Raw genomic sequence first — 26,517 nt, 5'->3', positions numbered from 1 at the left:
GAGGCCCTCGAAAAAATCACAAAGGGAGACGAATGATGGAGAACCGCACGATCCCGACCGGACGACCCTGCTGGTACGAACTGCTGACCACCGATGCCGAGAGCGCGCTCACCTTCTATACCGAGCTCTTCGGCTGGGGCGCCCACGACTTCCAGGCGGGCGAACATCCCTATACGTCCTGGATGAACGGCGGCACGCCCATCGGCGGGATGATGGAGATGCCGCCGAGCATTCCCAGGGAGGTGCCGCCGCACTGGCTCATGTATGTCTCCACACCGGACGTCGACGCCTTCACGGCCAAGGCCGAGGGGCTCGGGGGCGGCGTCCTCAACCGGATCGACATCGACGGCGTCGGACGCATCGCCATCGTGAGCGATCCGGCGAGCGGGGGATGCTTCGCGGCCTATCAGCCAGCGGACGAAGCGCCAGGCCACGACCAAGAACCGAGGATCGGCGAGGTCTCATGGCACGAGCTCGCGACCGAAGACGTCGACGAGGCGTGGAGCTTCTACTCCGAGATGTGCGGGTGGGAGCGGAGCTCCGACTTCGAGATCGAGGGGGTGGGGCCCTACATGATGTTCAAGCGGGGCGAGAAGGAGCTCGGCGGCATGTTCGCCCGCCCCCCCGAGATGCCGGCCTGCATGTGGCTCAACTACTTCCGAGTGGAAGACGCAAGGGCTGCGGCGGCGCGAGTCGGGGAGTTGGGCGGCAAGGTCGTCGAAGGTCCGATGGAGGTACCCGACGGCGACATGGTCGCGGTCTGCGCGGATGCGCAGGGAGCGCGCTTCGCGGTTCACTCCACCGCGACCGGTTGAGGGGCCGCGCGGGCGAGAATCCGTCCGGGCCGGGGCGAACCGGACCTGTCGTCGGAGACACAGGTTGCGGGGCGGGGCGTGATCGCGTTCCGGGACGTGGCATTGGTTGCGGCGGACGACGTGCTTTCGTAGGTTGCCGGACCCGCTGGAGATATTCACGTCCAGCCGTCGTCCACGCACGTTCCCCGGATCCAAGATGACCAACAGCGACCTCAACGGCCGGACCTTCTTCGGGCATCCGGCCGGACTGGCCACGCTTTTCTTCACCGAGATGTGGGAACGCTTCTCGTACTACGGGATGCGGGCGCTCCTCATTCTCTTCATGACGGAAGCGACCACCGCGACTCTCGCCGACGGTTCGCCGCACGCTGGTCTGGGGCTCACGACGGTAACCGCAGGAGCCATTTACGGTCTCTACACGGCCCTCGTCTACATCATGGGGCTGCCGGGCGGCTGGGTGGCCGACAATCTCTGGGGGCAGCGCAAGGCGGTCTTCGTCGGCGGCTGCATAATCACCCTCGGCCACTTCACCATGGCCGTCCCGACAAACTTCACCTTCTTTCTCGGGCTGGTATTCGTCATTATGGGCACCGGGCTGCTCAAGCCCAACGTGAGCACGGTGGTCGGAGAGCTCTACCCGGCCTCGGCGGACGCCCGGCGCGACGCCGGGTTCTCCATCTTCTACATGGGGATCAACCTCGGCGCCTTCCTCGGGCCGCTCGTCACCGGTGGTCTGGCCGAGAACTACAACTGGCACTGGGGATTCGGGGCCGCAGGAGTGGGCATGCTCCTGGGGCTCATCCAGTACCGTCTGACCGAGAGCCGCTTGGGTGACGCCGGTCTTCTGAAGACCGAGGAGCCTCGGGTCGCGATCAAGGCGAAGGAAAGGCGGTTCTTCACCATCTTCGGCGGAGTCGTCGCGCTCGTGGTTCTCCTCGGCTGGCTCGTCTCGAACGGAACCGTCGCCGTCTCCATCGAAGAGGTCGCCCTCTGGCTCGGATACGGCGTGATCGTTCTGGTCGGCCTCTACTTCCTCTACGTCTGGTTCCTGGCAGGCCACACCGTGCGCGAGATCAAGGGCACGGTAGTGATCTTCTGGCTCTTCCTGCTCGTGGCCGTCTTCTGGTCCGGATTCGAGCAGGCGGGCAGTTCGCTCAACCTCTTCGCCCGCGACTCGACCGACAGAAGCCTCGCCGAATGGGTGCCGTTCATGGGGTCCGAAATCCCGGCCTCGTGGTTCCAGTCTGTGAACGCGCTCTTCATCATCATCCTCGCCCCGGTCTTCGGCAGCATCTGGGTCGCACTCCAGAAAATGAACGCGAATCCGTCGATTCCGCTCAAGGCGGCGATGGGCCTTCTCGGACTGGCCCTCGGCTACCTGGTGATCGCCTGGGGCGCGGCCAATGCGGGCGACGACGGGCTGGCAAGCCCTGCCTGGCTCGTGGTGATGTACTTCCTGCACACGGTAGGCGAGCTTTGCATCTCGCCCATCGGCCTCTCCGCAGTCACCCGGCTCGCCCCGGTGAGCCGAGTCGGCCAGATGATGGGCATCTGGTTCGTGGGGGCGGCTCTGGGCAACCTCTTCGCGGGTCTGGTCGCCGGCCAAGGCGTCGAGGAGGTAGGCTTCGCCGGTCTCTTCCGCTCCATCACCTGGGTGGTCGGCGGAGTAGGGATCGTCGCGCTGCTCGCTTCGCCCTTCGTGCGCAAGCTGCTCAAGGACGAATAGACGTTCCGGGGAGACCGGACGGAACAGGGCGAAATCGCGCTATCCGCTCAACCGCTTCTCCAGTTTCCCGAGGGCGTCGGCGATATCCGGGATCGCGGTCAGCACGGGCGCGAGCGGATCGCCGTCCGCTTCCATCCGCTCCACCACCGAGGCCATGTCGTGATCCTTCATGGCCAACCCCGGCACGACCTCGTCCCACCGGAGCGGAGCCGACACCGGAGCCCCGGGCAGCGGCCGCACGGTAAAAGGCGCGGCTATCAGGCTCCCGCGTCGGTTCTGCAGGAAGTCCACGTAAACCTTCCCTTCGCGTCGGTCGAGAGCGCGCTCCACTGTGGCCAGCTCGGGCAGGTCGGCCACCACGAGCTTGGCCAGAAGCTCGCCCAGGAAGCGCGACTGCTCGTAAGTCATGCCGGGCGCGAGCGGGATGAGAACGTGGATGCCGGTGGATCCGCTGGTCTTGACGAAAACCGGTAGGCCGATGTCGTCGCAGAGCTCGCGAATTGCGCCGGCGACGACGACCACGTCCGCGAAGGGTGCGCCCTTGGGGTCGAGGTCTAGTACGCACCAGTCGGGATTCGGAAGCGTTCCCACCCGGCTCGACCAGACGTGGAGCGGGATGGTGCCCAGGTTGATCACGTAAAGCAGTGAGTCGAGGTCGTCGGCGACGAAGTAAGAAAGCTCCCGTCCCGAGCTGTCGCTCCAGACCTTCAGCCTCCTGAACCAGGTCGGCGCATACTTGGGAGCGTCCTTCTGGTAGAAGGATTTGCCGGTGATACCGTCGGGATACCTGGTCATCACCAGCGGACGCCGGCGCAGATACGGAAGCATCCACGGGGCTATCCGCCGGTGGTACTCGACAAGGTCGCCCTTCGTGTAGCCCTCCTCCGGCCAGAACACCTTGTCCAGGTTGGTGAAGGGCACGATGCGTTCTTCGGCCACCGCATTGGGCTCCAGGCCCGCCGGTGCGCCGACCTCCCTGTCGGTCAGAAGCCGTTTGAACACGGGGAGACGCAGGTGCCCCGCTGGACTCAGCTCTCGAAATTCGACCTCCGCGCCGAGCGACGGTTCGACCCAGTGGTGCGACTTGCCCGCAGGCGGGTCCCCCTCGCTGCACGGTGTCGCCGCGACTCCGATGCTTCGAAGGGCCTCCGAGATTTCGCGGAGCGCGGCCTCGGAGAAGCCGCTGCCCACGCTGCCCCGATACACGTATTTCTCGTCCTCCACGCCAGCCAGATGAAGGGCGCCGAAGCCCGTCCGGCTGCCGCCGGGGTCGGTCCAGCCTACGATCACGAAGTGGCCGACGCGGCTCACCCGAACCTTGACCCAGGCCCGGGAACGTCCCGACCGGTAGGCCGAGCCGGACCGTTTTCCCACGATTCCTTCCAACCCCATCGCTTCGGCATGCGCGAACATGGCTTCGCCCTCGCGCTCGATGTGATCCACATAGCGCACCGGCCCCACGCTGGGGAGCAGAGCCTTGAGGAGTCGTTTGCGCTCGACGAGCGGAAGCGGTCTCAGGTCGAGTCCTTCGAAGGAGAGCAGGTCGAAGGCGTAGTAGAGGGCGGGCGACTCGGTGCCGGCGATGAGGGCGTCGGTCGCGTTCGTCACCTTCCCGCGCCGCTGTATCGCGGCGAACGAGGGCAGGCCGTCGGCGCCGTTCACCACCACCTCGCCGTCGAGCGTCAGGGAGTAGGGAAGTCCGCGCACGGCACGAGCGATCTCCGGGAAGGTGCGGGTGATGTCGGCACCGGTTCTGGAGCGCAGGTACGGCTCGCCGCCCGTGCGCTCGGCGACTAGACGATAGCCGTCGTACTTGACCTCGAAGATCCATCCGTCTCCGCTAAAAGGAGCGTCCGCGAACGCGAGCATCGGAGGCTTCCTCCCGGCTCGGACCGCCCCCGGCCGCGCTCCGGCCTTCGTCGCCTCGGCCGCGATCTCGTTCGCCTTCCGCTCCGCGTGGGCCAGCTCCCCTACCCTCAGCCCGGAGTAGATGGAGTCTTCCGGGTAGTCGTCGGTGCCTCCGTCCGGGCGCAGGTGTTCGTCGCGTTCCTTGATGAGAAGCCAGGAGTTGGGGGCCTGCCTGGTCTTCACCAGCGTCCACATGCCGTGAAGCTTGTGACCGTGCAGCGCGAAGAGAAGCTTGCCCTGGTCGAGCCCGTCCGCGACAGAGCCCTCGGGCGTCCAGAACCCCCTGTCCCAGACGATCATCGGCCCCGCGCCGTACTCGCCTTCCGGTATCAGGCCTTCGAACTCGGCGTATTCGAGCGGATGGTCCTCGGTGCGAAGGGCGAGCCTCTTGTCGGCCTGATTAGGCGACGGCCCCTTGGGCACAGCCCACGAGAGGAGGACGCCCTCGTGTTCGAGCCGGAGATCCCAGTGCAGGGCGGTGGCCGCGTGCAACTGGGCCACGAAGACGCTGCCTCCGGCGACCACCTGCCCGCCGAACGGCTCCGGCGTGCGGGCCGCGGTCCGCTTGGCGCGGTATTCGGCGAGAGCGTCCGCGGTCACTCGCGTTCCGACACCTCGCGGTTGGCCCGGATCGCGTCCGCGATGAACGACGCCAGCCCGTCGGCCCTGCCCTCGAAGCGGCCCAGAAAGCGCGGATCGGTCTCGTACATCTCGGCGATCCTGACATGGGTGTGCGGCGAACAGGGGAAGACGGTGTCGAGCAGGAGCCGCGACCGCTCGGCCAGCTCGGCGGCCTTCTCGGCGTCCGACCTCGCTCCGGCTTCCATCAGTTCGGCGAAATCCGCCACGATTTCGGCGAGAGCCGAGGCCACCTCCGTCGCATCGCCGCGAGCTCCGTCGAGGTTCGTCCTGGTTAGCTTCATGTCAGGAATATCGCCCCCCCGCAACCATTCCGATTATGCCTTCCGTTCGCCCCATCGGCACCTCGCTGATCGCTTTCGGCCTGGTTTCGCTGCCGATCAAGATCTACTCGACCGCCGAGTCCTCCCGTCGAGTCTCGTTTAATATGATATGGAAGGAACGCGGCGTACGCGTTCGGCAACAGTACATCGACCCCGCCGACGGTGCCGTGGTGCCGCGCAGCGAGATCGTGAAAGGATACGAGTTCGACAAGGATCGCTTCGTCACCTTCACCAAGGAGGAGCTGGAGGTGGTCGAGACGCCCATGCGGCCGGAGATCGAGATCGTGTCGTTCGTGCCGGCCGACTCGGTGGATCGGCTCTACAGCAGCCGCGCCTACTTCCTCGGCCCGGGAGAGGGCGGCGCCCGTCCGTACCGACTCCTGGCCGAGGCCCTGAGAAGAACCGGCCGGGTGGCGATCGCCAAGCAGGCGGCTCGCGGCAAGCAGCACATCGTCGCCATCCGTCCGCACCGGGATGCGCAGGCGCTCGTCATGGAGCAGCTCTACTATGCCGACGAGGTGCGCCCGGTCGAAGTCCTGGAAATCGACGAAGGCGAGGTGTCGGATACGGAACTCGCCCTTGCGGAGCAACTGATCGCGCAGGGTTCGGCGGACGCGTTCGATCCAAGCCAGTTCCGCGACGAAGTTCGCGAGAAGACGCTCGGGCTGATTCAGGCCAAGGTCGAAGGCGAGCGGATCGTAACGACGGCGAAGCCGAGGGAGACCACGAAGATCATCGACCTCATGGAGGCGCTCAAGGCGTCCATCGCCACCTCCGAGGCCGGATCGACCGACGGACAGGACGACGAAGACGAGGCTGAGACCCGGGCCGTCGGCGCGGCGTGACGGCCGGTCCGAATGCGGCCCGGGAGGACCCGCGTTCGCGTTCCGGCGTCAGGTGAGCTTTCGGGACAGCCCGTAGGTCACCGCGCCGAGGAAAAGAAGACCGGCGAGGAGGATGAGGAGCTCGGTTCGCGCGAGGTCGTCGGCCTCGTCGAGCACGTCGGTGGCGCCGCCCACCACCAGGTAGCCGAGAATGCCCGCGCCTGTGCCGCGCAGAGGTTCGACGGCCATTGCGCGTTCCACCCCGTCCAGGTCCGTGCCGTAGACGGTGCCGGCCACACCGGTGATCATGGCCATGAACTCGTCAGGGGCCACGCTGCCGACGGTGTCCGCGGCGAATCCGGCCGCATCCCGGACTCTGACCATCACGTTGCCGGCGCCGTCGAGGACGGTGAAAGTGGTCGCGACCGGAATGTTCATCGACGAAGCCTCGTTGCCTACGGCGTCGAGGTCGAGAGACATGGAGAGCACCGACTCGACATCCACTCCGTCTTCCGTGTTGATCGGAATGGCCAAGCCCACGATCGGTTTCCCGGTTATGCGGCCGACGGCGTACTCGCCCATGCTGAAGCGGTTGGTGGCCAGCGCTCTCCGGAAGTAGGCGCGGTCACCGATGTAGAGGGTGCCGTCCCCAAGCGCTCCGCACATGAGATAGCCGTCCAGCCCGATTAGAGACACCGTGGTGAAGTGCTCGAGGTGCCTCATCACCGCTGCGAGCCGCCTCGAACACGCGGAGCCTTCCTCGGTCACTTCCGGGAACTCGGATAGAACCCCGAGCAAGGCTTCCCCCTGGTGAAGTAATCGGCCGTACTCCACCGCCGATACTCGAGCGAAGCTCCGAAGTTCGTTTTCGTGCTCCGCGATCCGGAACTCGCGCTGCTTCGCCGTCACGAAAAGGAAGAGCACGAGAGCCGGAAGGAATCCCACCAGCGCCACCGCTAGCATTCGACCTTTCACCGTCACCTCCGGTTTTCAAGGGCTGGCCGACGACGGTCCGAATCGAACCGTCACTTCCTATACTGACCAACCGATGGTCGTTGCGCAAGTTCAGGTCATCAGGCGAGATGCCGGGTCACAGGGGATATGAGACCCGGTGCGGCCTCACTCCTCGTTCTGCACCCTCGGAATGGGAGTGCCGTGCGGGTCGTGGCTCGGCGTTCCGAGCGCGAGGGACATTCTTTCGATGAGCTCCTCGGAGGCGGCGTGCTCGAGTCGGCAGGCCTCGGGGTGAACACTGGCGTGATCGTAGCCCAGCCGCTCGCACAGGTAGGTCTCGAGGATCCGGTGCCGGCGGAGGACGCGCAGGGCCTCGCTTCGACCCCGCTCGGTCAGGCGAACGCCGCGGTAGGGAGCGTGTCTGAGCAGCCCGGATTCCGCCAGCTTCTTGACCATGCCGGTCACCGACGCCGGTTGCACGTCGAGCTCATCGGCGATGGAGCTGGTGGGCACGCCGGCGGCTGAATCGCGCCTGGTCTCCTGGAGCGCGTGGATGACCTTGAGGTAATCTTCCACGGACGGTGACAGGCCGACGCCGGTCTCGCCTTGACCTGAGCCTCGTATATTCACTATATATTGGAGCGTGAACACCTCGGTCGCCGTAGAAGCCAAGCGCATATTGCTCCGGTACGGGGCACCGATAGTTGTGCTGGAGCGGGTTAGCGAGGATGACCGGATCCGGATCGCCCGAGTGATCGCCAAGACCGAGCTTGCCGAACGCGAGGGCAAAGTCAGGGAGCTCCTCGCCAAATACGGTTATCTGAAGTAAACCTAGCATTCGGAGGAGTGATGAGCCACTCCCAGGTGATCCAATTCCATCGGCGAGCGATCATTCACGATTACGTGGGCCGGGTGCTTGTCCTCCGCCTCAACCGACCGTCCAGACTCAACGCGGTCAACACCGAACTCTACGAGACGCTCGAACGCGCCGTGGAACAGGCCGTCACGGACCTCGAGGTGAGGTGTATCGTGCTGACCGGCGAGGGGCGAGCTTTTTGCGCCGGCGCCGACCTCAAGGCGCACTCCGAACAGGGGCCGCCCGTCGGTCCGGCGCGCGCGCAGTACATCGATCTCGCTCAGCGCACCAACTACCTGCTTCAGGTGTGTCGGATCCCGATAATCGCCGCAGTCAACGGTCCGGCGGTCGGGGCCGGTCTCGAGCTCGCGCTCTCGGCGGATTTCATGGTGGTGGCCGAAGACGCCAAGCTGCGGCTGCCCGAGCTGGTGCTCGGCACCTTCGTGGGTGGCGGCGCGGTGTACACGCTCGCCGAACGGGTGGGAGTGGCGAAGGCTCGGGAGATCATGTATCTGGGTGAGTTCTTCTCGGGCAAGGACGCCTTCGAGATGGGGCTGGCATACCGGGCCGTGCCGGTGGAACAGGTCGAGGATTGCGCTTTGGAGCTCGCGAACCGACTCGCTGCCGTAGCGCCGCTCTCCTTCGCCCGAGCCAAGGAGCTAGTCGGTCCGGCCGGAGGCCCCCACCGGCTGGAGGCGCTTGAGGACGAGGCCGAAGCCTTGGACGAGCTCTTCGGCACGAAGGACTGGCAGGAGGGACTGAAGGCGTTTCGGGAAGGCAGGCCGCCCGACTTCACGGGGAAGTAAGACCGAGGTTGTCCGAACCCGGCTGCGAGGCGGGACCCCACCCGCTGGCACCCATCTTCCAGCCGCGCTCCGTCGCGGTCGTCGGGGCATCCACCGACCATCGAAAGCGGGGCAACCGCGTTCTGGTCGCTCTGCGCGAGGGGGGCTACGCGGGCTCGGTCTATCCGGTCAACCCGCGGGGTGGAGTTCTCCGCGGTCACCGAGTCCACACCTCGATAGAGTCGCTCCCCGAGGCCCCCGATCTCGCCCTCGTGTGCAGACCTGCCGAAGCCGTTCCGGAGGTGGTCGCGGAGTGCGGGCGCCGCGGGATCGCCGGCGCGGTCGTGCTGGCGGTGGGATTCGGGGAATCGGGCGAGGAGGGCGAGAGGCTGGCTCGGGCCACGCTCGAGGAGGCGCGCCGGTTCGGGGTCCGCATCGTCGGCCCGAACACCTCGGGCATCCTGAACGCGCATACGGGATTGAATCTGATCGGGTGGAGCAAGCCGGCTCCCGGGCGGATGGCCCTCCTGGTTCAGTCGGGCAATATCGCGCTCGAAATAGCCAACACTCTATGCGCCGGAGGCGGCGAAGGGATCTCGATCTGCGTCGGGCTCGGCAATCGGCTCGACGTTGGATTCGCCGAGTGCCTGGATTACCTCGCCCACGACCCGGCGACCGAGGCGATCCTGGTCCACGCCGAAGGCTTGGGCGACGCCCGGAAGTTCATTCGGGTGGCCGCCCGGGTGTCGCGGCGAAAGCCGGTGGTCGCCATTCTGGGCGGACGCTCGCGCGAGGGCAGGAAGGCTGCGATCTCGCACACCGGGAGCCTGGGCGGAAGTCACGAGCTTCTCCGCACCGGACTGGAGCAGGCGGGCGTGACTCTGATCGATCGAACCGACGAGATCGTCCCCGTCCTTACCGCTCTCGCGGGCCGGCCGAACGGCGGGAGGGGGGGAAACGACGGCTCGGGCGGACGCGCCCCCGACGACGCGCCCGGAGTGCTCGTGCTCACGGACGGAGGCGGGCAGGCGACCCTCGCCGCCGACCTGCTCAGCGAGCTGGGAGTTCCGCAGGCCAGCCTTCTCGAAAGCACCAGGCTGGCGCTAAGACGAGAGCTGGGCCCGGCGGCGGCCGTGGGAAACCCCGTGGACGTCGCCGGAGCGGCTGATACCGATCCCGAGGCCTTCGCGCGGACCGTGAGAGTGTTGGCCGAGGATCCCGGTGTGGGCGTCCTCCTCGTGATCGGGCTCTTCGGCGGTTACTCCCTCCGCTTCTCGTCGGAGCTCGCGGACGCGGAGGATCGAGCCGCGCGGGTCATGGTGGAGACGGCGGGTCGCAGCCGGCTGCCGGTGGTGGTGCATTCCACGTACGCGAGGAACGACACGCCGCCGCTGCGCACCTTCGCCGGCGCAGGGGTGCCGGTGGTGGAGTCGCTGGAGGTCGCGGTCCGTGCCGCGGCCGAACTCTGGAGGCGAGGAGAGGCGCTCGCGCGACCGCCCTGGCAGCCTCTCGACGCGGCGATGGCTGGCGGACGGCGCTCGAGGCCTCGGCCGTCGCATGGGGGTGCCGTTCGGTCGGAGCGGCGGATCCTGACCGAGCCCGAGGCGGCCGACCTGCTCTCCGGCTTCGGGTTGGTATTCCCGCGCAGGGTCGTCTGCCGAAGCGCGGGGGAGCTTCCCTCCGCTCTCGCCGAGCTGGGTTGTCCGGTCGTGCTCAAGGCCGTGTCGGCGCACCTTCCGCACAAGACCGAGGCGGGCGCGGTGGTTACGGACATCGGATCGCCTGCCGAGGCCGAGAGGGCGTTCAAGCGAATCGTGGCGGACGCCGGCGCCCATTTGGCCCGGCGCCCTCCCACCTCCGAGCGCAAGTTGTCGGATCGGCCGGAGATCGAAGAGGTGCTCGTTGCCCGGATGCTCGCCTCGCCGGTGGCCGAGCTGCTGATCGGCGTGCGCAGGGACGAGGAGGTGGGCCCGGTGCTGACCCTCGGGGCAGGCGGTCGCCGGGCCGAGGCGCTGGGCGACGTTGTCCACCGCCTTCTTCCCCTTGAAGAAGAGGACCTCCGAGCCATGATCCGTTCCTTGAGAGTGTCGCGGGTCCTGAAGGGTTATCGCGGAGGGCCGGCCGCCGACGAAACCGCGATCATCCGCGCGGCGCAGGGGCTGGCCGCATCCCTAGCCGCGAGGGAGGACCTGCTCGAAGCCGAGATAAACCCGCTCTTCGCTCTACCTGACCGTGCCGTTGCCGCGGATGCTCTGGTGGTGTTGCGGTCGGAGTGAAGGTGGCGTGCGCCGGGGAGGGTCCCGACCGGTTACCGCACCGTCTTTTCCTCTCCGTGCGGAACCTTCGCGATCCGTTGGACTAGGACGGTAGTCAACTAGTGCGGTAGTCGTTGCGCGGGGTGCGAGATGACGCCCCGAGCGCTGCCCAGCTCCAGGAGGAAATCGAGGATGAAGATCACGAAGATGTACCTGATGACGCTCGGGGTCGCCGGGTTCGGGATCGTCGCGTGCCAGGACGGCGAAAGGGCTCTCGCGTCCGACGCGCAGGAGCCGGTGCAGGAGGTGCGGGAGCAACCACCGGTAGCGGATAGCCCGGACGCGGACCAACTCCACGACCTGGTGATGCAGGCCCGCGCCGACCTGCGTCAACTACGGGTCGAGGCGGGACTCGGAATCCATATGGCCGCGCCGCAGGCAGGCCGGGCGGAGAGCCGGGCAGGCGGCGAAGGCGAAGGCGAGCACGTCGGTCGCGAGGGCGGTGAGGAGCGCGGCGGCGACGAACATGGTCATAGCGGGGAGGGAGGCGGAGAGGAGAGAGCCGAGGGGGAGGAAGGCGAGGAGGAAGGCGCCTACGTTCCGAAGATGACGAAGCAGAACCGTCTCTTCGTGAACGGAGCACGCCTGGTCCTGGAGTTCGACCCGCGGACGCAGGTCTTTGTCGGCTCGGTAACGAACACGACCCCCCGGGTCCTTCCGCAGGTGCGCGTCGAGGTCCACCTGGACAACGGCACGGAGCTCGGTCCGACGAGGCGCGTCGATGTCGCTCCCGGGCAGACGGTGGCTGTCGAACTTGGCGCCTTCGGGAACGAGTTCGGCGCCTGGGTCAGCCACCCGGAAACCGGCGTCGAGGAAGGCCACGGCGGTGGCGGCGGCGAGGAGAGCGGCGAGGGCGCCGGAGAACACGGCGGCGAAGGACGCGGCGAAAAGGCAGGCGAACACGGCGGGGGAGAGGATTCGCGCCCGGGCGGAGCGGCCTTCCGGCCGGTCTACAACCAGCTTCAGATCCTGCGCGGCGAGATGCAGGCGTTCGCCGTCGATCTGGCGGCGAGGTCCGGGCGGGACGATCGCGAATGAATCCCGGACAGCGACCGCCCGGGCCAGAGCCCGGCTCGACCGCGGAAAGACGATGAGACGGAAACGACAGCTTGGCGACCTTCAGCTCGCGATCATGCGCGTGCTCTGGGAGCGTGGCGAAGCCCCGGCGATCGAGGTTCACCGGGCGCTTCTCGAGGAACGAGGTCTCGCCGTTACCACGATCAAGACGATGCTGCGCAAGCTGGAGGGGCACGGGTGCGTGGAGCACCGAACGAACGGACGGCAGTTCATCTACCGGCCTGCGATCGCGGAGACCGACGTCCGCGCGGGGATGGTGGACGCCCTCGTGCAGCGCCTGTTCGGCGGGGACAGCACGGCCCTGGTCAACCACCTGGCCGAGTCCGGGGAGATCCAACCGGACGATCTGGCGAGCCTGAAGGAGATCGTGGAGACGAAGCGGAATGAGGCCGGAAAATGACGGTGTGGCTCCTGACATTTCTCGTCCACAGCACCCTGTGGTGCGGCGGCGCGTGGCTCGGCCTGCGACTCTTTCCCAGGACGCCGGCGCGTCTCCGGGAAACCATCTGGTACACGGCGCTCGCCGCCAGCCTGATCACGCCGACCGTCCACTCGCTGACCTCGTCGGACTCGGCGGTCTGGCGTCTTCCGGTGTCCGCGTTCATCGTGGGCGGGGAACACGAGGTCGGGCGGGAGCCGGGCCATGAGGACAGGGCGGTTTCCGCTTACCCCGAGGATGCGGAAGCCCGCGGCGAGGATGCCCACGACGGGGAAACCGCGGTCGCTCCAGGCTGGTTGGCCTGGGCCGGCACCGTGTGGGTTGTGTTCGCCTTGGGGTCTCTCGCCTCCCACACTCTCCGATTGGAGAACTTGAGACGGCGGCTTGCCGACCGCGGGCCGGTCGTCGATCCGCGAGTCTCGGAGGCGCTGGCGTCGATCTGCGGCAAGGCGGCCCTGGACCCGCTGCCGCGTCTCACGGAGAGCCACAACCTGGGCTCGCCGGTTGCGTTGGGCGTTGGCAACCGTCGCGAGATCTGCGTGCCCGTGCGCGCACTTCATGAATTGGACGAAGACGAGCTCCGCGCGCTCCTCGGCCACGAGGTCGCCCACCATCTCCGCCGCGACCCGATCCGGTTGGCCGTGCTGAATATCCTCCAGGCGGTCCTCTTCTTCCAGCCGCTCTTTCGGCTGGCCGTGCGCGAGGTTCGCCTGGCCGCCGAAGAGCTGTGCGACGACTGGGCGGCCAGTCAGTGCGAGGACCGTTTCGCCATGGCGAGCTGTCTGGCGGAGGTGGCCCGCTGGGTGATGCGGAGCGACCGCCACAGCCCCGTCCCCGGCATCGGTGGACGGCGCTCGCAATTGGAGCTCCGCGTTCGGCGTCTGTTGAACGACCGTCGTTCGCTCCAGGCGCCATCGCGCCGCTGGCAACACGCGAGCGCAACGGGCCTTCTCTTCCTCGCCTTGGCGTTCGCTCCGGCGGTGGCTCCCGGTGCGGACCGGTCCCACGAGAGTCGGCACACACCCGAAGTCGCTCGGCCGCCCGAACACGAGCAACCGCAGGCGCATTTGGTCCGCGAGCGCCGGGAGCGCTACTCCGCGTCGCCTGCCCCGGAGGCCCAGACATCCACTACTGCGCAAGGAGAAAACCGATGACAGGAATGACACCTGCTGTCCGTGCGGCGATCCGGCCTTCGTGGCCTTCCTCGCCGCCTGCACGACCGGTTCGACCGAACCGGGGGAAGGTGGCGAGCGTTGGAATCTCGACGAAACCGCCACCGACAGCCGCAGGGGCGTCGACCTGTCGATCTCGTACGATCCGGCGACCAGCGGTTCTACGGGTCCGTGACCAACACGACGACGACGGCGGTCGCGGACGTGCGGGTCGATCAAGGCAAGAAGTTGCGTAAAGTTCTTACAGAACTATACGCGAATACCGTAAGCTGATATATGCCAGCGGGTTATGATCTGTCACAACCAACCGTGTACCACTTACGATATGCAAACATGTGCCGGATTCCATCGGATCGAATTGGACGGCGGCGGACGAAGTTGCGGGTGTGGAGGGACGTGAGACAAGTGCAACCGGGTCGATCTCCCACCCTCTCCAAGGGCAGTTTCGTCGATCCCCAACCTCACCCCGCCCCCGGCGACGGCACCTCGGTTTTTTGCGAGCACGGAGTGCGTCCCCCTGTCTGCGAGGTGGGATCCGCCGACCCTATTCGTCAAATTCGTACACGAGATCGTCACCGGGCACGCCCGCGATTCGCAGCACGATCTTGCCCGGACCGGGTCCGTAGAACTGCCGGTAGCGGTTCCTGACGAGAGCGAGGTCGAAGACGCGGGACTCGGTCGGATATGCCTGGCATGTGTCGCCGTTCGCATCGTGGGCGAGCACGGCAGGGAGCTGCACGGGATCCGACTCCCTGAACGATTTCGAGATCACCAGGGTGAAGTCGTGCCGGCGGCAGCCGCCGCCGAATGAGACTTCGATGGTCAGTTGGTGTCCCTCGACGGCGGCCGCGTTCACCACGTAGGGGTCGTCTCCCCAGTCGCGGCCGTCGGCGACCACCACGTCGTCTTCGGGGACATCCGGCCCGAGCGCCGATTCGCGACAGCCGGGCGCGGCGAGCATACCGACCAGAAGCGCGATCAAGGCCGCGCCCTTCGCGGCGCAAAGCCGGGAACCGGGGGATCCTGATGTCATCGATCGCTCCAAACGGTGGGCTGCGAACTGTCTCAACAGGCCGCGACAGGAATATGGTACCGATTGTCGGGGATGGCCATGTCCAGTTTCCAGGTGTCCAGTTTCCAGGAGTCCGGGAAGGCAGCTGGCACCCGTCAGCCTTGGGGGCGTCCGTCGCGGACAATCGGGCTGTGTGTCGGGTTGGGAAGGGGCTCGACCCCGGCTGGAGGGACGAGCAGAGTCCCGTCCCGGAGGCCGGGCGGACCGGCGCCGCAGCGGTGGCAGCGCCGGCCACGCCGACCGCCGGTCACGACGGAGACTCGCCCACGAAGAGCGACGGCCTCGACCGGTGGTCGTCGGGAGTGCCTGGCCGATTGGACGTCGGCCAGGCGAAAGCAGGCGAACGCCCTAACCACGAACGCTGCCGGAGCGGGGGTTTTTCCGGGGGGATCGAAGGGGGGCGGAGCACCCCTCGCCAGAGCGCTGTTGATGGCCCAGTCTGGAGGGGCGGGGAAGGAAGCTCCGTAGGTGTGGACGGCGAACCCGGGCAGCCGTCAAGGGTACTTGACGCGCATAGCCTGCGGTGTCGGCACTGGGGCGAGATACCCATCGTAGGAGCGAAATGCGGGGAAACCGGGAAGATAGCCACCCGAGTAACCGACTCGCCCGACGCCGCCACCTTCGCCGTCTTTACCGACGCCCTCACCGCCAGCGTTTCTTGCCGTTGGTGCACGACGGGTTCCACCGTGCGCGAATCGCGGGATGATCGCCATCAAGTGGCGGGAATTCAAAGCATCGCCCCCGGCGGTTTCGGTGTCGGACCTGCCTGCTGTTGCACGACCATCCCCGCCACCCAATTGCCGCGAGCTTGTGGGTCTAGAAGGAGCGTCACTCTACCCTACAAGGGCTGTCGACGACCTCCGGGATTCCGGTGTAAGACCTAATTGGCCCCCAACTTGAAGCTCTCGGTCTTCACATGGTCTCCCGTGCATTCCATCTCGAAATCCGAGACAGGAAAGACGATCGCAGGACCGCCTCAGCTTTGATCGCGCTCGGTGCGACGAGCGAAGGTGACGGCACTTCCGCTGCATCTACTTGGGACGGTGTCAACAGCACGGCCAGGGCCAAGGCCAAGGCGGCTGCGATGGGCGCCAGTTTCATCGTGATGCGGTTTCATTTGATCTCTCCTTGATCTTGGAGCCCGGTCGCGACCCGGGCAACTCCGCGGTTCGGGCGATCCCCGTGTGAGATCGTGCCCTCGCCCTAATAGACAACTGCGGGTGTACCGGTTCCGGTTTTCTCGACAAATGGACGGCTTAAACATCAGGCCGCCTTTCGGCTGAACTTCTCGCAGGCCCGGGCAGGGATGAGATACCCGTGGCGCTGGAGAAGCCAGCCGTTGGCACCCCTTGGCGGACCGGCTCCAGCGCCGCCCAGCGGTCGCCCTTCTTCGCAACCCTCGGGCCATCCGCCGCGTCTTAAGGTTGTCGCGAGGCCGATCCCTTTCGTGAGGACACTAACTATGAGACCGACGTACTCCATTCTGTTTTCCATCACGGGTTCTCTCTTGGTGATGGTCGCCACCGGTTCAGGCAACCGTGAGCTCGTCGCCCAGGCTTCCTTCGCCATCCGCGACAGCGCAGGCGTGCCCGTCGTCGTGAGCAGCGGCCCGGCGTGGTCGGGGGGAGCGGAATGGCGAATTGGGACCCGGCCAATTCTGAGGATCGGTAAGGTTGCAGGCGATCCGAACCACATGTTTGAGCAGATCCGCAGCGCGTCGCGCATGGACGACGGGACGGTCGTCGTGCTGGAGGGCGGCACGAATGAACTCCGGCTCTTCGACAGCGGTGGGAAATTCGTGCGCAATCTGGGCGGGACCGGAGAAGGACCCGGCGAGTTCCGTTTTCTGACGGAGATGTGGGTAAGCGGCGACACCATTTTCGGCTTCTGCAACCTGCAGAAACGGATTTCGGTTTTTGGGCGCAGTGGCGAGGTCCTCGAAGACACGCGGATCGAAGTGGCTGAAGGGGCGGGGAGCCCGGCGGCGCAGAGCCAGCTCTCCGACGGAACGCTCCTGATCCTCAGCGCACCAAGCGGCGGGCTCGCGTTTACCCTCGGCATCATCGAAGGGAGTACTTGGCGGCTCGACCGGTATTCGCGCGACGGCCGGTTCATTAACAACATCGGTTTCGTGAAGGAGTCGGATCGCTGGGGACACGACATCCCCGGCCTCCCGTCGTTTCCGTATCTTCCTCTGTCTCTGGGGCTAAACCCCTACGCGGCGCATGGAGAGCATATCTATACGGGAGATCCCACCGGGGGGAGCATCGAACGCTGGAGTGGCGACGGTGAACTGACGGGCGTGACTCGCTGGCCGACTTCGGACCTCCGGGTGACCAGCCGGGACCGGGGTCGCTATCGCGAGGCCCGTTCCGAGCCGCCACAGGGGATCAATCCTGCTAGCTGGAATCGCTATCTGGGAGAGACGCCGTTTTCGGACCGGATGCCTGCATACGCACGCTTGCTGATCGACGCCCTAGGCAACCTCTGGGCCGAGCGCTACCGGCCACCTTGGCAGCAGGGCTCCTCATGGTACGTCTTCGACGAGCGGGGAGTGTGGCTTGGCGAACTCGCGGTTCCGAGGGGCCTGAGGGTCTTCGAGATCGGCGCGGACTACCTTCTCGGCCTAGAGCGTGACGAACTTGGTGTTCCGTTCGTCGTTATGTTGCCGCTCGTGCGCGACAGCTGAACGACTTTCCAATCCCGAGTCGCCGCGCCGAGACAGCGCCGCGAGGGCGATCGTGACTTCCGCCGGAGCGCCTCGGACACGTGGGCGGCGCCCTCAGTCCAACTCGATCTCCAACGCCCGGTAGCAATACCAGGCGACAGCGCTCCGCCACGGCCTGTGGGGCTCGCCCAGGTCGGCAAGCTCCTTGGGAACAGGCAGCTCCGGCAGGTCATGGATCTTCCGGAAACCCGACCGAACCCCCAGGTCGGTCGTCGGCCAGATGTCCGGACGACGGAGCTTGAACATCAGGTACATGTGAGCGGTCCAGTCGCCGATGCCCCTGACTCTGAGGAGGCGGCGCGCGATCTCCTCGTCCGATTGGTCGTCGAGATCGTCGACCCCGACTTCTCCGGTCAGAATCTTCGACGAAAGATCTCTGACGGCGGCAATCTTGCCGCGGGAGAGTCCGACGCCGCGCAAGGCCTCGTCGGACTGGTCGAGCATCGGTTTGGGGGCGACCTCTTCCATCAGGTCGACGAGACGTCCGTGGATGGTGCTCGCCGCCTTCCCCGCCAACTGCTGATGACAGATCGACCTCACCAGATACTCGAAGGGAGTGCCGTTGAACCGGGGAATGCGGATCGGCCCCGCCTTGACCACCCAGGGTCGGAAATCCGGATCGCGAAGAAGGCGTCGTCTGCCCATCAACCACTCCTGCTTCGGCAAGGTCGCCATTAGGCGGGCACCGCTCTCCAGGTCAGGTACGCGAGCACCGCAAGCTGGATGAGGATGAAGGGGATCACGCCCCGGTAAATCGTAGTGGTCGGGATGCTGGCCGGAGTCACGCCGCGAAGGTAAAAGAGGGAGAACCCGAAAGGAGGCGTAAGGAAGGAGGTCTGGAGGTTGACCGCAAGTACTATCCCGAGAACGGTGAGATCGACGCCGAGGACGAGGGCGGCCGGGGCGATCAGCGGCACGATTATGAAAGCGATCTCGAAGAAGTCGATGAAGAAGCCGAGCAGGAAGACGGCGACGTTCACGATGATCAGGAATCCGAGTGCGCCTCCCGGAATGCCGGTGAGGGCTCCCTCGATCCAGATGTCGCCGTCGAGCCCTCGGAATACGAGCGCGAAGGCGGTCGAGCCTATGAGAAGGAACACGACCATTATGGTGAGTCTCGTCGCCGACTCCAGCGACTCGCTGAGTTCGCGCTTCCACTCTCCGGTTACGGTTAGCGGGAATCCGCCGCCTGCGCCGGAGCCGCCCTTCCGCCAGCGCAGCCGGGTCGCGGCCGCAAGCGCCATCGCACCCACGGCACCCATCGCGCCCGCCTCGGTCGGAGTGGCGACCCCCCAGAATATGCTACCCAGCACCACCACGATGAGCGCGAGAGGCGGAAAGAGAGAGCTGGCGACCCGACGCGCGAGCCTGCCGCCCGACGCCCGCATCTCGGCCGGCAGCGCCGGCGCCACCTTGGGACGGACGGCGGCGAGGATTCCCGCGTAAAGACCGTAACCCGCCGTCAGGATCAGCCCGGGCACCAGCGCGGCCCGGAAGAGATCGCCCACGCTTACGTCCATCTGGTCGGCGAGGACGATCAGGACGATCGAAGGCGGTATGACCTGTCCGAGCGTGCCCGAGGCCGCGATCACGCCGAGCGAGAGTTTCTTGTCGTAACCGTTCCGGAGCATCACGGGAAGCGAGATCAGCCCCATCGCCGTCACGCTGGCTCCTACGATGCCGGTCGCCGCCGCCATGAGCGCGCCCACGACGACCACACCGATGGCGAGCCCGCCCCGGAAGCGTCCGAAGAGGACGCCGATCGTCTCCAGCAGCTCTTCCGCGAGCTTGCTCTTCTGGAGCACCGTCCCCATGAAGATGAAGAAAGGCACTGCCAGCAGAACCTGGTTGGACATGGTTCCGAAGGTGCGCTCGGGGAGGGCGAAGAGAAGTCCGAGGTCGAATACGCCGAAGAGCGAGGCCAACAGCGCGAAGATCAGCGCGGTGCCGCCCAGTGCGAACGCCACCGGATAGCCGCTGAAGATCATCAGCAGGACCGCGACGAACATCGCGGGTCCCCAGAAGTTCATCGGACCGGTTCCATGGGAACGCCGTGGTCGGCCGCGCCTGCACCTGCTTCGTCGGCTCCGTCCTCATCCTCTTCCGGCGCCGTCCCGAAGAGAACGGCCCCGTGCTTGACGATCTGCCGGATGCCCTGGGCGGCGAGAAGCATGAACGACAGCAGGATGAGCGCCTTGATAGGCCAGCGCGAGAGTCCGCCCGGGTCCGGAGAGACCTCGCGGATCTTCCAGGAACTCCAGACCGGTCTCCAGGAGAAGTAGAGCATGGCCGCGCAGAAAGGCAACAGGAAGAGCGCCCCTCCCACAAAGTCGATGCCCGCGCGCGTCCTGGCGCTCAGTCGTTCGTATAGAACGTCCACCCGCACATGGACGTCGTGGCGCAGTCCGTACGCCGCGCCCAGCAGGAAGATGATGCTGAAGAGATACCACTGGATCTCGGTGGGCGGCGTCAGGTTGATGGAAAAGCCCCATTGACCCGAGGCGAAGCGGACCACGGCCGTGCCCGCCCCGATCAGCACCATCGCGAGGGCCAGCCAGCGGATGACGCGGCCGATGCCGTCGTTGAGCTTGTCGACGAAACGGCCGACGGGGCCGAGCCGGCGGACGATCCGGCGGATGACGGCCTTCAAGAAGCCGCGCTGGCGCCTGAACCGTGACCCTCGTCGTCGCCCTCGGCATGATCGGCTCCGTGCTTGATCGAGCGGCCTTCCACCAGAAACACCACGTCCTCGCTGATATTGGTCGCGAGGTCGGCGATGCGTTCCAGATTCTGCGATACGAAGAGCATTTCGAGGGCGGCGCTGATGCTCTTGGGGTTCTCGAGCATGTAGGAGATGAGGATGCGTTGAAGAGAATTGCGCAGGTCGTTCACCTTTCTATCGGTGATGCACACCATGCGCGCGGTAACCACGTTCCTCGAAACATATGCTGCCAGCGCGTCCGAAACCATCTCGCGTACGATGGCGACCATCTCCTCGATTTCACGCACCTCGGGCAGCGGCGTCCGGCGCGCCAGGTGGGTTGCGGCCCTGCCTACGTTGACCGCGTGGTCTCCCATGCGCTCCAGGTCGTTGACCACCTTGCTCGTCGCAACGATCTGCCGCAGGTCGACCGCCATCGGCTGATGGAGGGCGAGCAATCGCACCACCCGGTCGTCGAGTTCCAGCTCGAGTTCGTCGACCGCGTCGTCCTCGACCCCGACCTGCTCACCGAGCTCGATGTCAAGTTCGAGCACGGCTCTGGTCGCCTTTACCACGAGCTGTTCGACGAGACCCGCCATCGCCATGAGCCGCACCTGGAGCTGGTCGAGTTCGTCGTGAAAGTGCCTGCGAACCGCCGTGTTCTCGGAATCCGTTGTTCCAGCGCCGTCCATCATCAGCCGAACCTCCCGGTCAGGTACGCCTCGGTGTTCTTGTCACGAGGATTGGTGAAGATAGCCTCGGTGGGTCCGTACTCGACGAGCTCTCCCAGGTAGAGATAGGCGGTGTAGTCCGAAACCCGAGCCGCCTGCTGCATGTTGTGCGTGACGATAACGATGGTGTACTCCTTCTTCAGCTCGCGGATCAGCTCCTCGATTCGCTGAGTCGCGATCGGATCGAGCGCCGAGGCCGGCTCGTCCATGAGCACCACGTCCGGTTTGACCGCGAGAGTCCGCGCTATGCACAGCCTCTGCTGCTGCCCGCCGGAGAGTCCGTAGGCCGAGTCGTCGAGTCTGTCCTGGACCTCGTCCCAGAGCGCGCACTGCCGGAGAGAGGCCTCGACCAGGACGTCGAAGTCTCCCTTGAAGCCGTTTACCCGGGCTCCGAAGGCCACGTTGTCGTAAATGGACTTGGGGAAGGGATTGGGTTTCTGGAAGACCATGCCGATCCGCCTGCGCACCTCGACCGGATCGGCGCCCTTGCCGTAGATGTCCTGTCCGAAGAAGGTGACCCGACCGCTGACGCGAGCCCCGGGCACGAGCTCGTTCATGCGGTTGAAGCAGCGCAGCAGCGTGCTCTTGCCGCAGCCGGAGGGGCCGATCAGGGCGGTGACCTTGCGGGCCGGCACCGCGAGAGCCACATCCTTCACTGCCTGGGTCGATCCGTAGTGGACCGAGAGCCCCTCGGCCGCAAGTGCGGGAGATCCGTCGCCGAACTCGATCTCGTGGGTGATTGCCATGGTGTCAGCGTTGGGTCTGGTATCGGTTGCGAAGAATGATCGCCGCTCCGTTTATGGTGAGCAGCAGGGCGAGAAGAACGATGATGCCGGCGGCGGCGATCTCTCGGAACTCCTCCTGCGGCCGTGAAATCCAGCCGAATATCTGGATGGGCAGCACCGTGAACGAGGAGAGCGGCCCGGAAGGGGTGAAGGCGATGAAGCCGACTCCGCCTACGATGATCAGCGGTGCGGTCTCGCCGACCGCCCGGGAGAGCGAGAGGATGGTGCCGGTGAGGATTCCTGGCAAGGCCATGGGCAGGACCTGACGGCTCACCACCTGCCATCTGGTCGCTCCCAGCCCGTAGGCGGCCTCCCGGATAGTGCCGGGCACCGCTCGGATCGCTTCCTGCGAGCTCAGAATGATGACGGGCATGACGAGCAGCGCCAAGGTGAGCGCTCCCGCCAGCACCGAACGCTCGAGGGCGAAGAAGCGGACGAAGAGCGCCAGGCCGAGCACGCCGTAGACGATCGAAGGAACGCCGGCCAGATTGGTGATGTTGGTCTGAATCAGCCGCCTGACCCAATTGTCGGGCGCGTACTCCTCCAGGTAGATGGAGCTCGCGACGCCTAAGGGAAAGGCGAAGAGCGCGGTGAGGACTAGAATCCAGGTGGAGCCGGCGAGCGCCGCCCTTATCCCGGCTCTTTCGGGAAAACGCGACGCGAAGTTCGTGATGAACCCCCAGTCGAGCCGGCCCGCGCCGTCGACGATCACGTCGAAGAGCAGGACCCCGAGCGCCCCTATCCCGACGAAGGTGGCGAGGACGGCCGCGATACGGAACAGCGTCCCGGAGACCCGCCCCCTTCCGCGATTCACCAGAGGCTCGACCGGCTTGGCCGCTTCGTCGGAAGGTGTGGTCCGACCGCCGTCCACCTCCGCGGCGGCGCCCGTCGCCCTGCCGTTCATTGGTACTCCTCCCGGAAGTGGCGCATGACCTTCTGCGAAAGAACGTTCATGGCCAACGTAATGAGGAAAAGAGTCATTCCCACCGCGAAGAGGGTCTGGTAGACCACCGTCCCCTGCGGCGTGTCGCCGCGAGAGACCTGGACCATGTATGCGGTCATGGTCTGGATCGATTCGAGAGGATCGACGGTCAGGTTGGGGAGATTGCCGGCCGCGATGGTCACCGCCATCGTCTCCCCGATCGCCCTCGAGATCGCGAGGATGAACGATGCCGTGATGCCGGAGAGGGCGGCGGGCACGGCCACGCGCAGAGCCACCTCCAGACGTGTGGCTCCCAGGCCGTAGGCCCCCTCGCGCAACGCCGTCGGCACCGCCCGCAGCGCATCCTCGGAAAGGGACGAGACCGTGGGCAGGATCATGATCCCCACCACGATGGAGGCGGAGGCGGCGTTGAAGATGTCGGTCTGGGGGAAGACGCCGCGCAACGCGGGCGTCACGAAGGTGAGAGCGAAGTAGCCGTAGACGACCGTGGGAATGCCGGCCAGAATCTCCAAGACGGGCTTGACGATCTTGCGGGTGCGCTCGTGGGCGTACTCGCTTAGGTAGATGGCCGCCAGCAGGCCGAGCGGGAGAGCCACGACCGCCGCCCCTGCGGCCACCATGAAGGAGCCCGACAGGAGCGGCAAAACCCCGAAACGTTTGTCCTGGAACATCGGCTCCCACCGGGTATCGGTGAGGTAGTCGACGAGCGGCACCTGCCGGAAGAAGTTGATCGACTCGCTCAGCAGAACGACCACGACCCCGACGGTCACCAGGGCGGACGCGAGCGCGCAGCACATCAGCGTGGCGCCGATCAGCCGCTCCTTGAACGAGCGTGACTGCCGGGGAGCGAAGATGCCCGCCAGCTCCGTCGCCCTGTTCGCGCCGGGCAGGTCCCGGACGCTCCCCTTCACCGAAGTCCGTCCGGCGCCGGAACGGCGCCCAGAACCGACTCCACCTTGAGCCTCTCCGCCGCGTACTGCTCGGTGGTCAGCGCCTCGTAGCCGGTGAAGTCGAGGATAGCCTCTCCGTTGCTCAGCAGAAAATCGGTGAAGCGAGCCACCTCGGGACGCTGGAGCGCGGCCTTCTTGGCGTAGATGTAAAGCGGTCGCGAGAGCGGCGCGTAGCTTCCGCCGCGCACGGTCTCGGGGTTGGGCTCCACGCACCCGTTCCCGCCGTCCACGGCCACCAGTCGCAGGCGCGTGGAATTTTCGGTGTAGTAGCCGTAGCCGAGGTAGCCCAGCGAATAGCGGTCGCCGGTGATGCCCTGCACCAGTATGTTGTCGTCCTCGCTGGCCTGGAAGTCGGGGCGGGAAGCCCCGCTCTCGCCGTTGATGGTCTCGGTGAAGTAGTCGAAGGTGCCGGAATCGGTGCCGGGACCGTATAGCCTGATCTCTTCCGCAGGCCACTCGGGCCGGATGTCTCGCCAGAGCCGAACCGCCGATCCCGGTCGCCAGACCCTCCTGAGTTCGTCTGTCGTGAGGCAGGAGACGAAGTCGTTCAAGGGATTGACGACCACCGAGAGGCCGTCCCAGGCGACTGAGAGCTCGATCCACTCCACCCCGGCGAGCTCGCAATCGTGCTTCTCGCCTTCGGTGATCTCCCGCGAGGCGGTGGCGAGATCGGTTTCTCCGGCGCAGAAGCGCCTGAAGCCGCCTCCCGTGCCCGAGACTCCCACGGTGACAGGCACCCCCGGATGGGCGAGCTGATACTCCTCGGCTGCGGCCTCGGCCACCGGGAACACCGTCGAGGAGCCGTCGATGATCACCCTTCCGGCGTCCCGGCCCCAGCAGCCGGCGGCAACAACCGCCCCCGCCCAAAGGGTCGTTGCACCAACCGCCCGTGGACTAGGCCGCGCACGGCCGCTGCGCCGCTCTCCATGCTCGTGCGAGTTACGCCACGGGCCGCTAAGTCGTCTCATCATCTCCGTAATTCGGCCTCCAAGCCGGCAAGGTGAATCGAATGGTGGTTCCCTCTCCGAGCGTGCTCTCGGCGCCGACGACCCCGCCCATGGCCTGGACGATGTGGCGCACGATCGCGAGCCCGAGCCCCGTCCCGCCCCGCTCCCGTGCCCGCGAGTGGTCGGCCCGGAAGAAGCGCTCGAAGACTCTGCCGATCAGGTTCGAGGGGATGCCCTCGCCGTCATCGGTCACCTCGACGATAACGCGGCCCTCGTCGTCGAGCTCCCCCGCCACCTGCACGGTGATCCTGCCGTCCTCGTCGACGTGGCGGCTCGAGTTGTCGAGCAGGTTGCGGAAGACGTTCACCAGCGCCGCCGGGTCGCAGAGCGCTATGGCGTCTCCGCTGAAGTCGCACGAGATGCGCTTGTCTTCCCAGCGCGGGCTAACCAGCCCCCAGGCCTCCCGCGCCGCCTTCATGACCTCCACTTCTTCGCGGTCCGCCACCCAACCTCCGCCCTCGAGGCGCGAAAGATCGAGAAGATCCTCGATCAGGCTTTCCAGTCGCTCGGCGTTCTCGGCGATGTAGCCCAGGAATTGAGTGCGCAGCTCCTTCGGCGGTTCGTCCTCGACGAGGGTTTCGACGAGACCCACGATCACGGTGATGGGTGTGCGCAGTTCGTGCGAAGCGTTGGCGACGAAGTCGCGCCGCACCTTTTCCATGCGGCGGATCTCGGAGATGTCGATGAACGTGAGAACCACGCCGCCGCCGGCCAGCCCCCTCACCGATACCGCGACGGTGGAGCCGTTGTCGGTCAGTTCGACGGATTCCCTTGGAACGACGCCCGGCCCGTCCGCCGAAGTCCCTCTCAGCACCCTCTTGACCGCAGCCCGGAGGGCGGGATGCCTGACCACGCCCGCGAAGGGGATCCCCCCGTCGGATTCCGCGCCTTCCGGAATGCCCAGAATGCCGCGCGCCACCTCGTTGCTGCGGATCACGCGAGCCTCGGGCGAAAGCATAACGAAGCCCTCCGTGGCCGTTTCGATCAGATCCTCCGCCTGCCGACGATCCCGCTCGAGGGCTTCCAGTCCCGCCCGTACCTGGAGCGCCGCCCGGTCGACGCCCTCGTGGAGCGACTCGATCTCGACGATCCGGCTGCGACGGTGCGGGGTCGCCGTGCCGTCGGCCGCTCCCTTCAGACGGTCGACCAGGAGAACCAGGCGGTCCGCCAGTCGGCCACCCAGAATGGCCACGGGCAGGGCGAGGAGGAATACGGTGATCACGCACGCCCAGACCATCACCAGTCTGATCCTGCCCATCACCCGGTCGATATTCTCCAGAGGCGTCGCCACCCTGACCACGACGGGCTCGCCGTCGAGCACGGACATTCTGGCCGCGTAGAGGAAATCCCGACCCTCTAGGGTGGCGCTGGGGCGTTCGTGGAAGGCGACCGCCGCCGATGCCGCAAGCGCGTCACGCACCTCGGGTCTTCCCCGGTGATTCTCGACGCCGCCCAACTGACCGCTCGGCACGTTCGAGTCACCGAGCACGAACCCGGCCGAGTCTATGATCGTCACCCGGTCCTCCAAGGCGCCCCGGAGATCGCTCGCCAGCGTGGCCGGATCCGCGCCCTCAGCGAGGCGCACCTGTTCCGCGATCCTTTCGAGCTGTGAGGTGATCCGTTCCCGGTACACGTCGCGCAGCTCGCGCTGAAAACCCGACTCCATGAGCGCGACGGCGATGGTCGTGATCGTCACGCACAGGACCACGAACGCCGTGAAGAGCGTGTGCTGAAGGCGAATGCGCATCAGTCGGCGGCCTGCGGACG

At 66.2% G+C, this 26,517-nt stretch carries 25 protein-coding genes; 11 read left to right on the top strand and 14 right to left on the bottom strand.

The window, feature by feature from the left end:
- The first annotated feature begins 35 nt into the window (after positions 1 to 35).
- Together J4G12_08960 and J4G12_08955 are read left to right on the top strand one after the other, a co-directional pair.
- A complete protein-coding gene (locus J4G12_08960; protein ID MCE2455926.1) occupies positions 36 to 815 on the top strand; it encodes a VOC family protein in 780 nt (259 codons plus the stop codon).
- A gap of 196 nt (positions 816 to 1,011) precedes the next feature.
- Positions 1,012 to 2,541 (top strand): peptide MFS transporter, encoded by a 1,530-nt coding sequence (locus tag J4G12_08955; protein ID MCE2455925.1) that lies wholly within the window; start codon positions 1,012 to 1,014, stop codon positions 2,539 to 2,541.
- Positions 2,542 to 2,580: 39 nt separating this feature from the next.
- Here J4G12_08955 and ligD read toward each other — a convergent pair whose 3' ends face one another.
- Both ligD and J4G12_08945 read right to left on the bottom strand, forming a co-directional pair.
- Entirely contained in the window at positions 2,581 to 5,049 is a 2,469-nt protein-coding gene (gene ligD / locus J4G12_08950; GenBank protein MCE2455924.1) for a DNA ligase D, read from the bottom strand.
- The gene (locus J4G12_08945) at positions 5,046 to 5,372 is read right to left on the bottom strand and encodes a TipAS antibiotic-recognition domain-containing protein (protein ID MCE2455923.1); all 327 of its coding nucleotides are present in this window, start codon (positions 5,370 to 5,372) and stop codon (positions 5,046 to 5,048) included. Before J4G12_08945 ends, ligD begins: the two co-directional genes overlap by 4 nt.
- Positions 5,373 to 5,407: 35 nt before the next feature.
- Here J4G12_08945 and J4G12_08940 point away from each other — a divergent pair, with 35 nt between their 5' ends.
- Positions 5,408 to 6,256, top strand: coding sequence for a Ku protein (locus J4G12_08940; protein MCE2455922.1), 849 nt, complete (start codon positions 5,408 to 5,410; stop codon positions 6,254 to 6,256).
- 48 nt (positions 6,257 to 6,304) lie between these two features.
- Here the strand turns inward: J4G12_08940 and J4G12_08935 are convergent, their stop codons facing one another.
- Positions 6,305 to 7,210: a cache domain-containing protein gene (locus J4G12_08935; protein MCE2455921.1), complete on the bottom strand. Its 906-nt coding sequence runs from the start codon at positions 7,208 to 7,210 to the stop codon at positions 6,305 to 6,307.
- Between the two features lie 144 nt (positions 7,211 to 7,354).
- Positions 7,355 to 7,867: a metal-dependent transcriptional regulator gene (locus J4G12_08930; protein MCE2455920.1), complete on the bottom strand. Its 513-nt coding sequence runs from the start codon at positions 7,865 to 7,867 to the stop codon at positions 7,355 to 7,357.
- Between J4G12_08930 and J4G12_08925 the strand changes: the two genes are divergently transcribed.
- The 7 genes from J4G12_08925 (at position 7,833) to J4G12_08895 (ending at position 14,008) form a co-directional block, all read left to right on the top strand.
- Positions 7,833 to 8,018 (top strand): hypothetical protein, encoded by a 186-nt coding sequence (locus J4G12_08925; protein MCE2455919.1) that lies wholly within the window; start codon positions 7,833 to 7,835, stop codon positions 8,016 to 8,018. The two genes, J4G12_08930 and J4G12_08925, sit on opposite strands and share 35 nt — an antisense overlap.
- A gap of 20 nt (positions 8,019 to 8,038) precedes the next feature.
- Positions 8,039 to 8,851: an enoyl-CoA hydratase/isomerase family protein gene (locus J4G12_08920; protein MCE2455918.1), complete on the top strand. Its 813-nt coding sequence runs from the start codon at positions 8,039 to 8,041 to the stop codon at positions 8,849 to 8,851.
- A gap of 8 nt (positions 8,852 to 8,859) precedes the next feature.
- Positions 8,860 to 11,106, top strand: coding sequence for an acetate--CoA ligase family protein (locus J4G12_08915; protein ID MCE2455917.1), 2,247 nt, complete (start codon positions 8,860 to 8,862; stop codon positions 11,104 to 11,106).
- A gap of 171 nt (positions 11,107 to 11,277) precedes the next feature.
- A complete protein-coding gene (locus J4G12_08910; protein MCE2455916.1) occupies positions 11,278 to 12,183 on the top strand; it encodes a hypothetical protein in 906 nt (301 codons plus the stop codon).
- A 52-nt stretch (positions 12,184 to 12,235) separates the two neighbouring features.
- On the top strand, positions 12,236 to 12,622 hold the full coding sequence (locus J4G12_08905; GenBank protein MCE2455915.1) for a BlaI/MecI/CopY family transcriptional regulator: 387 nt from the start codon (positions 12,236 to 12,238) through the stop codon (positions 12,620 to 12,622).
- On the top strand, positions 12,619 to 13,815 hold the full coding sequence (locus tag J4G12_08900; GenBank protein ID MCE2455914.1) for a M56 family metallopeptidase: 1,197 nt from the start codon (positions 12,619 to 12,621) through the stop codon (positions 13,813 to 13,815). Before J4G12_08905 ends, J4G12_08900 begins: the two co-directional genes overlap by 4 nt.
- Positions 13,816 to 13,855: 40 nt before the next feature.
- Entirely contained in the window at positions 13,856 to 14,008 is a 153-nt protein-coding gene (locus J4G12_08895; GenBank protein ID MCE2455913.1) for a hypothetical protein, read from the top strand.
- A gap of 369 nt (positions 14,009 to 14,377) precedes the next feature.
- On the opposite strand, the gene J4G12_08890 is transcribed toward J4G12_08895, so the two are convergent.
- Positions 14,378 to 14,866: a hypothetical protein gene (locus J4G12_08890; protein ID MCE2455912.1), complete on the bottom strand. Its 489-nt coding sequence runs from the start codon at positions 14,864 to 14,866 to the stop codon at positions 14,378 to 14,380.
- Positions 14,867 to 16,367: 1,501 nt separating this feature from the next.
- On the opposite strand from J4G12_08890, the gene J4G12_08885 reads away from it, so the two are divergent.
- On the top strand, positions 16,368 to 17,594 hold the full coding sequence (locus J4G12_08885) for a 6-bladed beta-propeller (protein ID MCE2455911.1): 1,227 nt from the start codon (positions 16,368 to 16,370) through the stop codon (positions 17,592 to 17,594).
- Positions 17,595 to 17,687: 93 nt separating this feature from the next.
- On the opposite strand, the gene J4G12_08880 is transcribed toward J4G12_08885, so the two are convergent.
- The 9 genes from J4G12_08880 to J4G12_08840 form a co-directional block, all read right to left on the bottom strand.
- Positions 17,688 to 18,308, bottom strand: coding sequence for a DNA-3-methyladenine glycosylase 2 family protein (locus J4G12_08880; GenBank protein ID MCE2455910.1), 621 nt, complete (start codon positions 18,306 to 18,308; stop codon positions 17,688 to 17,690).
- Positions 18,308 to 19,663, bottom strand: a complete 1,356-nt coding sequence (locus tag J4G12_08875; GenBank protein MCE2455909.1) for a TRAP transporter large permease subunit — start codon at positions 19,661 to 19,663, stop codon at positions 18,308 to 18,310. Before J4G12_08875 ends, J4G12_08880 begins: the two co-directional genes overlap by 1 nt.
- Positions 19,660 to 20,175, bottom strand: a complete 516-nt coding sequence (locus J4G12_08870; GenBank protein ID MCE2455908.1) for a TRAP transporter small permease subunit — start codon at positions 20,173 to 20,175, stop codon at positions 19,660 to 19,662. The genes J4G12_08875 and J4G12_08870 overlap by 4 nt, the downstream gene beginning before the upstream one ends.
- 104 nt (positions 20,176 to 20,279) lie before the next feature.
- Positions 20,280 to 21,029, bottom strand: coding sequence for a phosphate signaling complex protein PhoU (gene phoU, locus J4G12_08865; protein ID MCE2455907.1), 750 nt, complete (start codon positions 21,027 to 21,029; stop codon positions 20,280 to 20,282).
- On the bottom strand, positions 21,029 to 21,811 hold the full coding sequence (pstB, locus tag J4G12_08860) for a phosphate ABC transporter ATP-binding protein (GenBank protein MCE2455906.1): 783 nt from the start codon (positions 21,809 to 21,811) through the stop codon (positions 21,029 to 21,031). The genes phoU and pstB overlap by 1 nt, the downstream gene beginning before the upstream one ends.
- 4 nt (positions 21,812 to 21,815) lie before the next feature.
- The gene (gene pstA / locus J4G12_08855) at positions 21,816 to 22,754 is read right to left on the bottom strand and encodes a phosphate ABC transporter permease PstA (GenBank protein ID MCE2455905.1); all 939 of its coding nucleotides are present in this window, start codon (positions 22,752 to 22,754) and stop codon (positions 21,816 to 21,818) included.
- Positions 22,751 to 23,704 carry a phosphate ABC transporter permease subunit PstC gene (gene pstC / locus J4G12_08850; GenBank protein MCE2455904.1) on the bottom strand — a complete coding sequence of 318 codons (954 nt, stop codon included), beginning with the start codon at positions 23,702 to 23,704 and terminating at the stop codon, positions 22,751 to 22,753. Before pstC ends, pstA begins: the two co-directional genes overlap by 4 nt.
- Complete coding sequence (locus J4G12_08845; GenBank protein MCE2455903.1) at positions 23,701 to 24,714, bottom strand: PstS family phosphate ABC transporter substrate-binding protein; 1,014 nt, start codon at positions 24,712 to 24,714, stop codon at positions 23,701 to 23,703. Before J4G12_08845 ends, pstC begins: the two co-directional genes overlap by 4 nt.
- Positions 24,698 to 26,497, bottom strand: coding sequence for a PAS-domain containing protein (locus J4G12_08840; protein MCE2455902.1), 1,800 nt, complete (start codon positions 26,495 to 26,497; stop codon positions 24,698 to 24,700). The genes J4G12_08845 and J4G12_08840 overlap by 17 nt, the downstream gene beginning before the upstream one ends.
- Between the last annotated feature and the right edge of the window lie 20 nt (positions 26,498 to 26,517).

The organism is Gemmatimonadota bacterium (assembly GCA_021295815.1).
In the GTDB taxonomy this organism is placed as follows: domain Bacteria; phylum Gemmatimonadota; class Gemmatimonadetes; order Longimicrobiales; family Gaopeijiaceae; genus JAGWBQ01.
Note: the sequence above shows the minus strand (reverse complement) of the source record. Positions and strands in the feature narration are given on the sequence as shown.

Excerpts from the sequence above, each read along its gene's own strand:
- J4G12_08905 (MCE2455915.1), top strand. The coding sequence starts at position 12,236 with ATGAGACGGAAACGACAGCTTGGCGACCTTCAGCTCGCGATCATGCGC.
- J4G12_08940 (MCE2455922.1), top strand. The coding sequence starts at position 5,408 with ATGCCTTCCGTTCGCCCCATCGGCACCTCGCTGATCGCTTTCGGCCTG.
- J4G12_08880 (MCE2455910.1), bottom strand. The coding sequence starts at position 18,308 with ATGGCGACCTTGCCGAAGCAGGAGTGGTTGATGGGCAGACGACGCCTT.
- J4G12_08945 (MCE2455923.1), bottom strand. The coding sequence starts at position 5,372 with ATGAAGCTAACCAGGACGAACCTCGACGGAGCTCGCGGCGATGCGACG.
- pstA (MCE2455905.1), bottom strand. The coding sequence starts at position 22,754 with ATGAACGGCAGGGCGACGGGCGCCGCCGCGGAGGTGGACGGCGGTCGG.
- J4G12_08840 (MCE2455902.1), bottom strand. The coding sequence starts at position 26,497 with ATGCGCATTCGCCTTCAGCACACGCTCTTCACGGCGTTCGTGGTCCTG.
- J4G12_08920 (MCE2455918.1), top strand. The coding sequence starts at position 8,039 with ATGAGCCACTCCCAGGTGATCCAATTCCATCGGCGAGCGATCATTCAC.
- phoU (MCE2455907.1), bottom strand. The coding sequence starts at position 21,029 with ATGATGGACGGCGCTGGAACAACGGATTCCGAGAACACGGCGGTTCGC.
- J4G12_08845 (MCE2455903.1), bottom strand. The coding sequence starts at position 24,714 with ATGATGAGACGACTTAGCGGCCCGTGGCGTAACTCGCACGAGCATGGA.
- pstB (MCE2455906.1), bottom strand. The coding sequence starts at position 21,811 with ATGGCAATCACCCACGAGATCGAGTTCGGCGACGGATCTCCCGCACTT.
- J4G12_08910 (MCE2455916.1), top strand. The coding sequence starts at position 11,278 with ATGAAGATCACGAAGATGTACCTGATGACGCTCGGGGTCGCCGGGTTC.
- J4G12_08900 (MCE2455914.1), top strand. The coding sequence starts at position 12,619 with ATGACGGTGTGGCTCCTGACATTTCTCGTCCACAGCACCCTGTGGTGC.
- J4G12_08875 (MCE2455909.1), bottom strand. The coding sequence starts at position 19,663 with ATGAACTTCTGGGGACCCGCGATGTTCGTCGCGGTCCTGCTGATGATC.
- J4G12_08930 (MCE2455920.1), bottom strand. The coding sequence starts at position 7,867 with ATGCGCTTGGCTTCTACGGCGACCGAGGTGTTCACGCTCCAATATATA.
- J4G12_08885 (MCE2455911.1), top strand. The coding sequence starts at position 16,368 with ATGAGACCGACGTACTCCATTCTGTTTTCCATCACGGGTTCTCTCTTG.
- J4G12_08955 (MCE2455925.1), top strand. The coding sequence starts at position 1,012 with ATGACCAACAGCGACCTCAACGGCCGGACCTTCTTCGGGCATCCGGCC.
- J4G12_08890 (MCE2455912.1), bottom strand. The coding sequence starts at position 14,866 with ATGACATCAGGATCCCCCGGTTCCCGGCTTTGCGCCGCGAAGGGCGCG.
- J4G12_08960 (MCE2455926.1), top strand. The coding sequence starts at position 36 with ATGGAGAACCGCACGATCCCGACCGGACGACCCTGCTGGTACGAACTG.
- J4G12_08870 (MCE2455908.1), bottom strand. The coding sequence starts at position 20,175 with ATGGTGCTGATCGGGGCGGGCACGGCCGTGGTCCGCTTCGCCTCGGGT.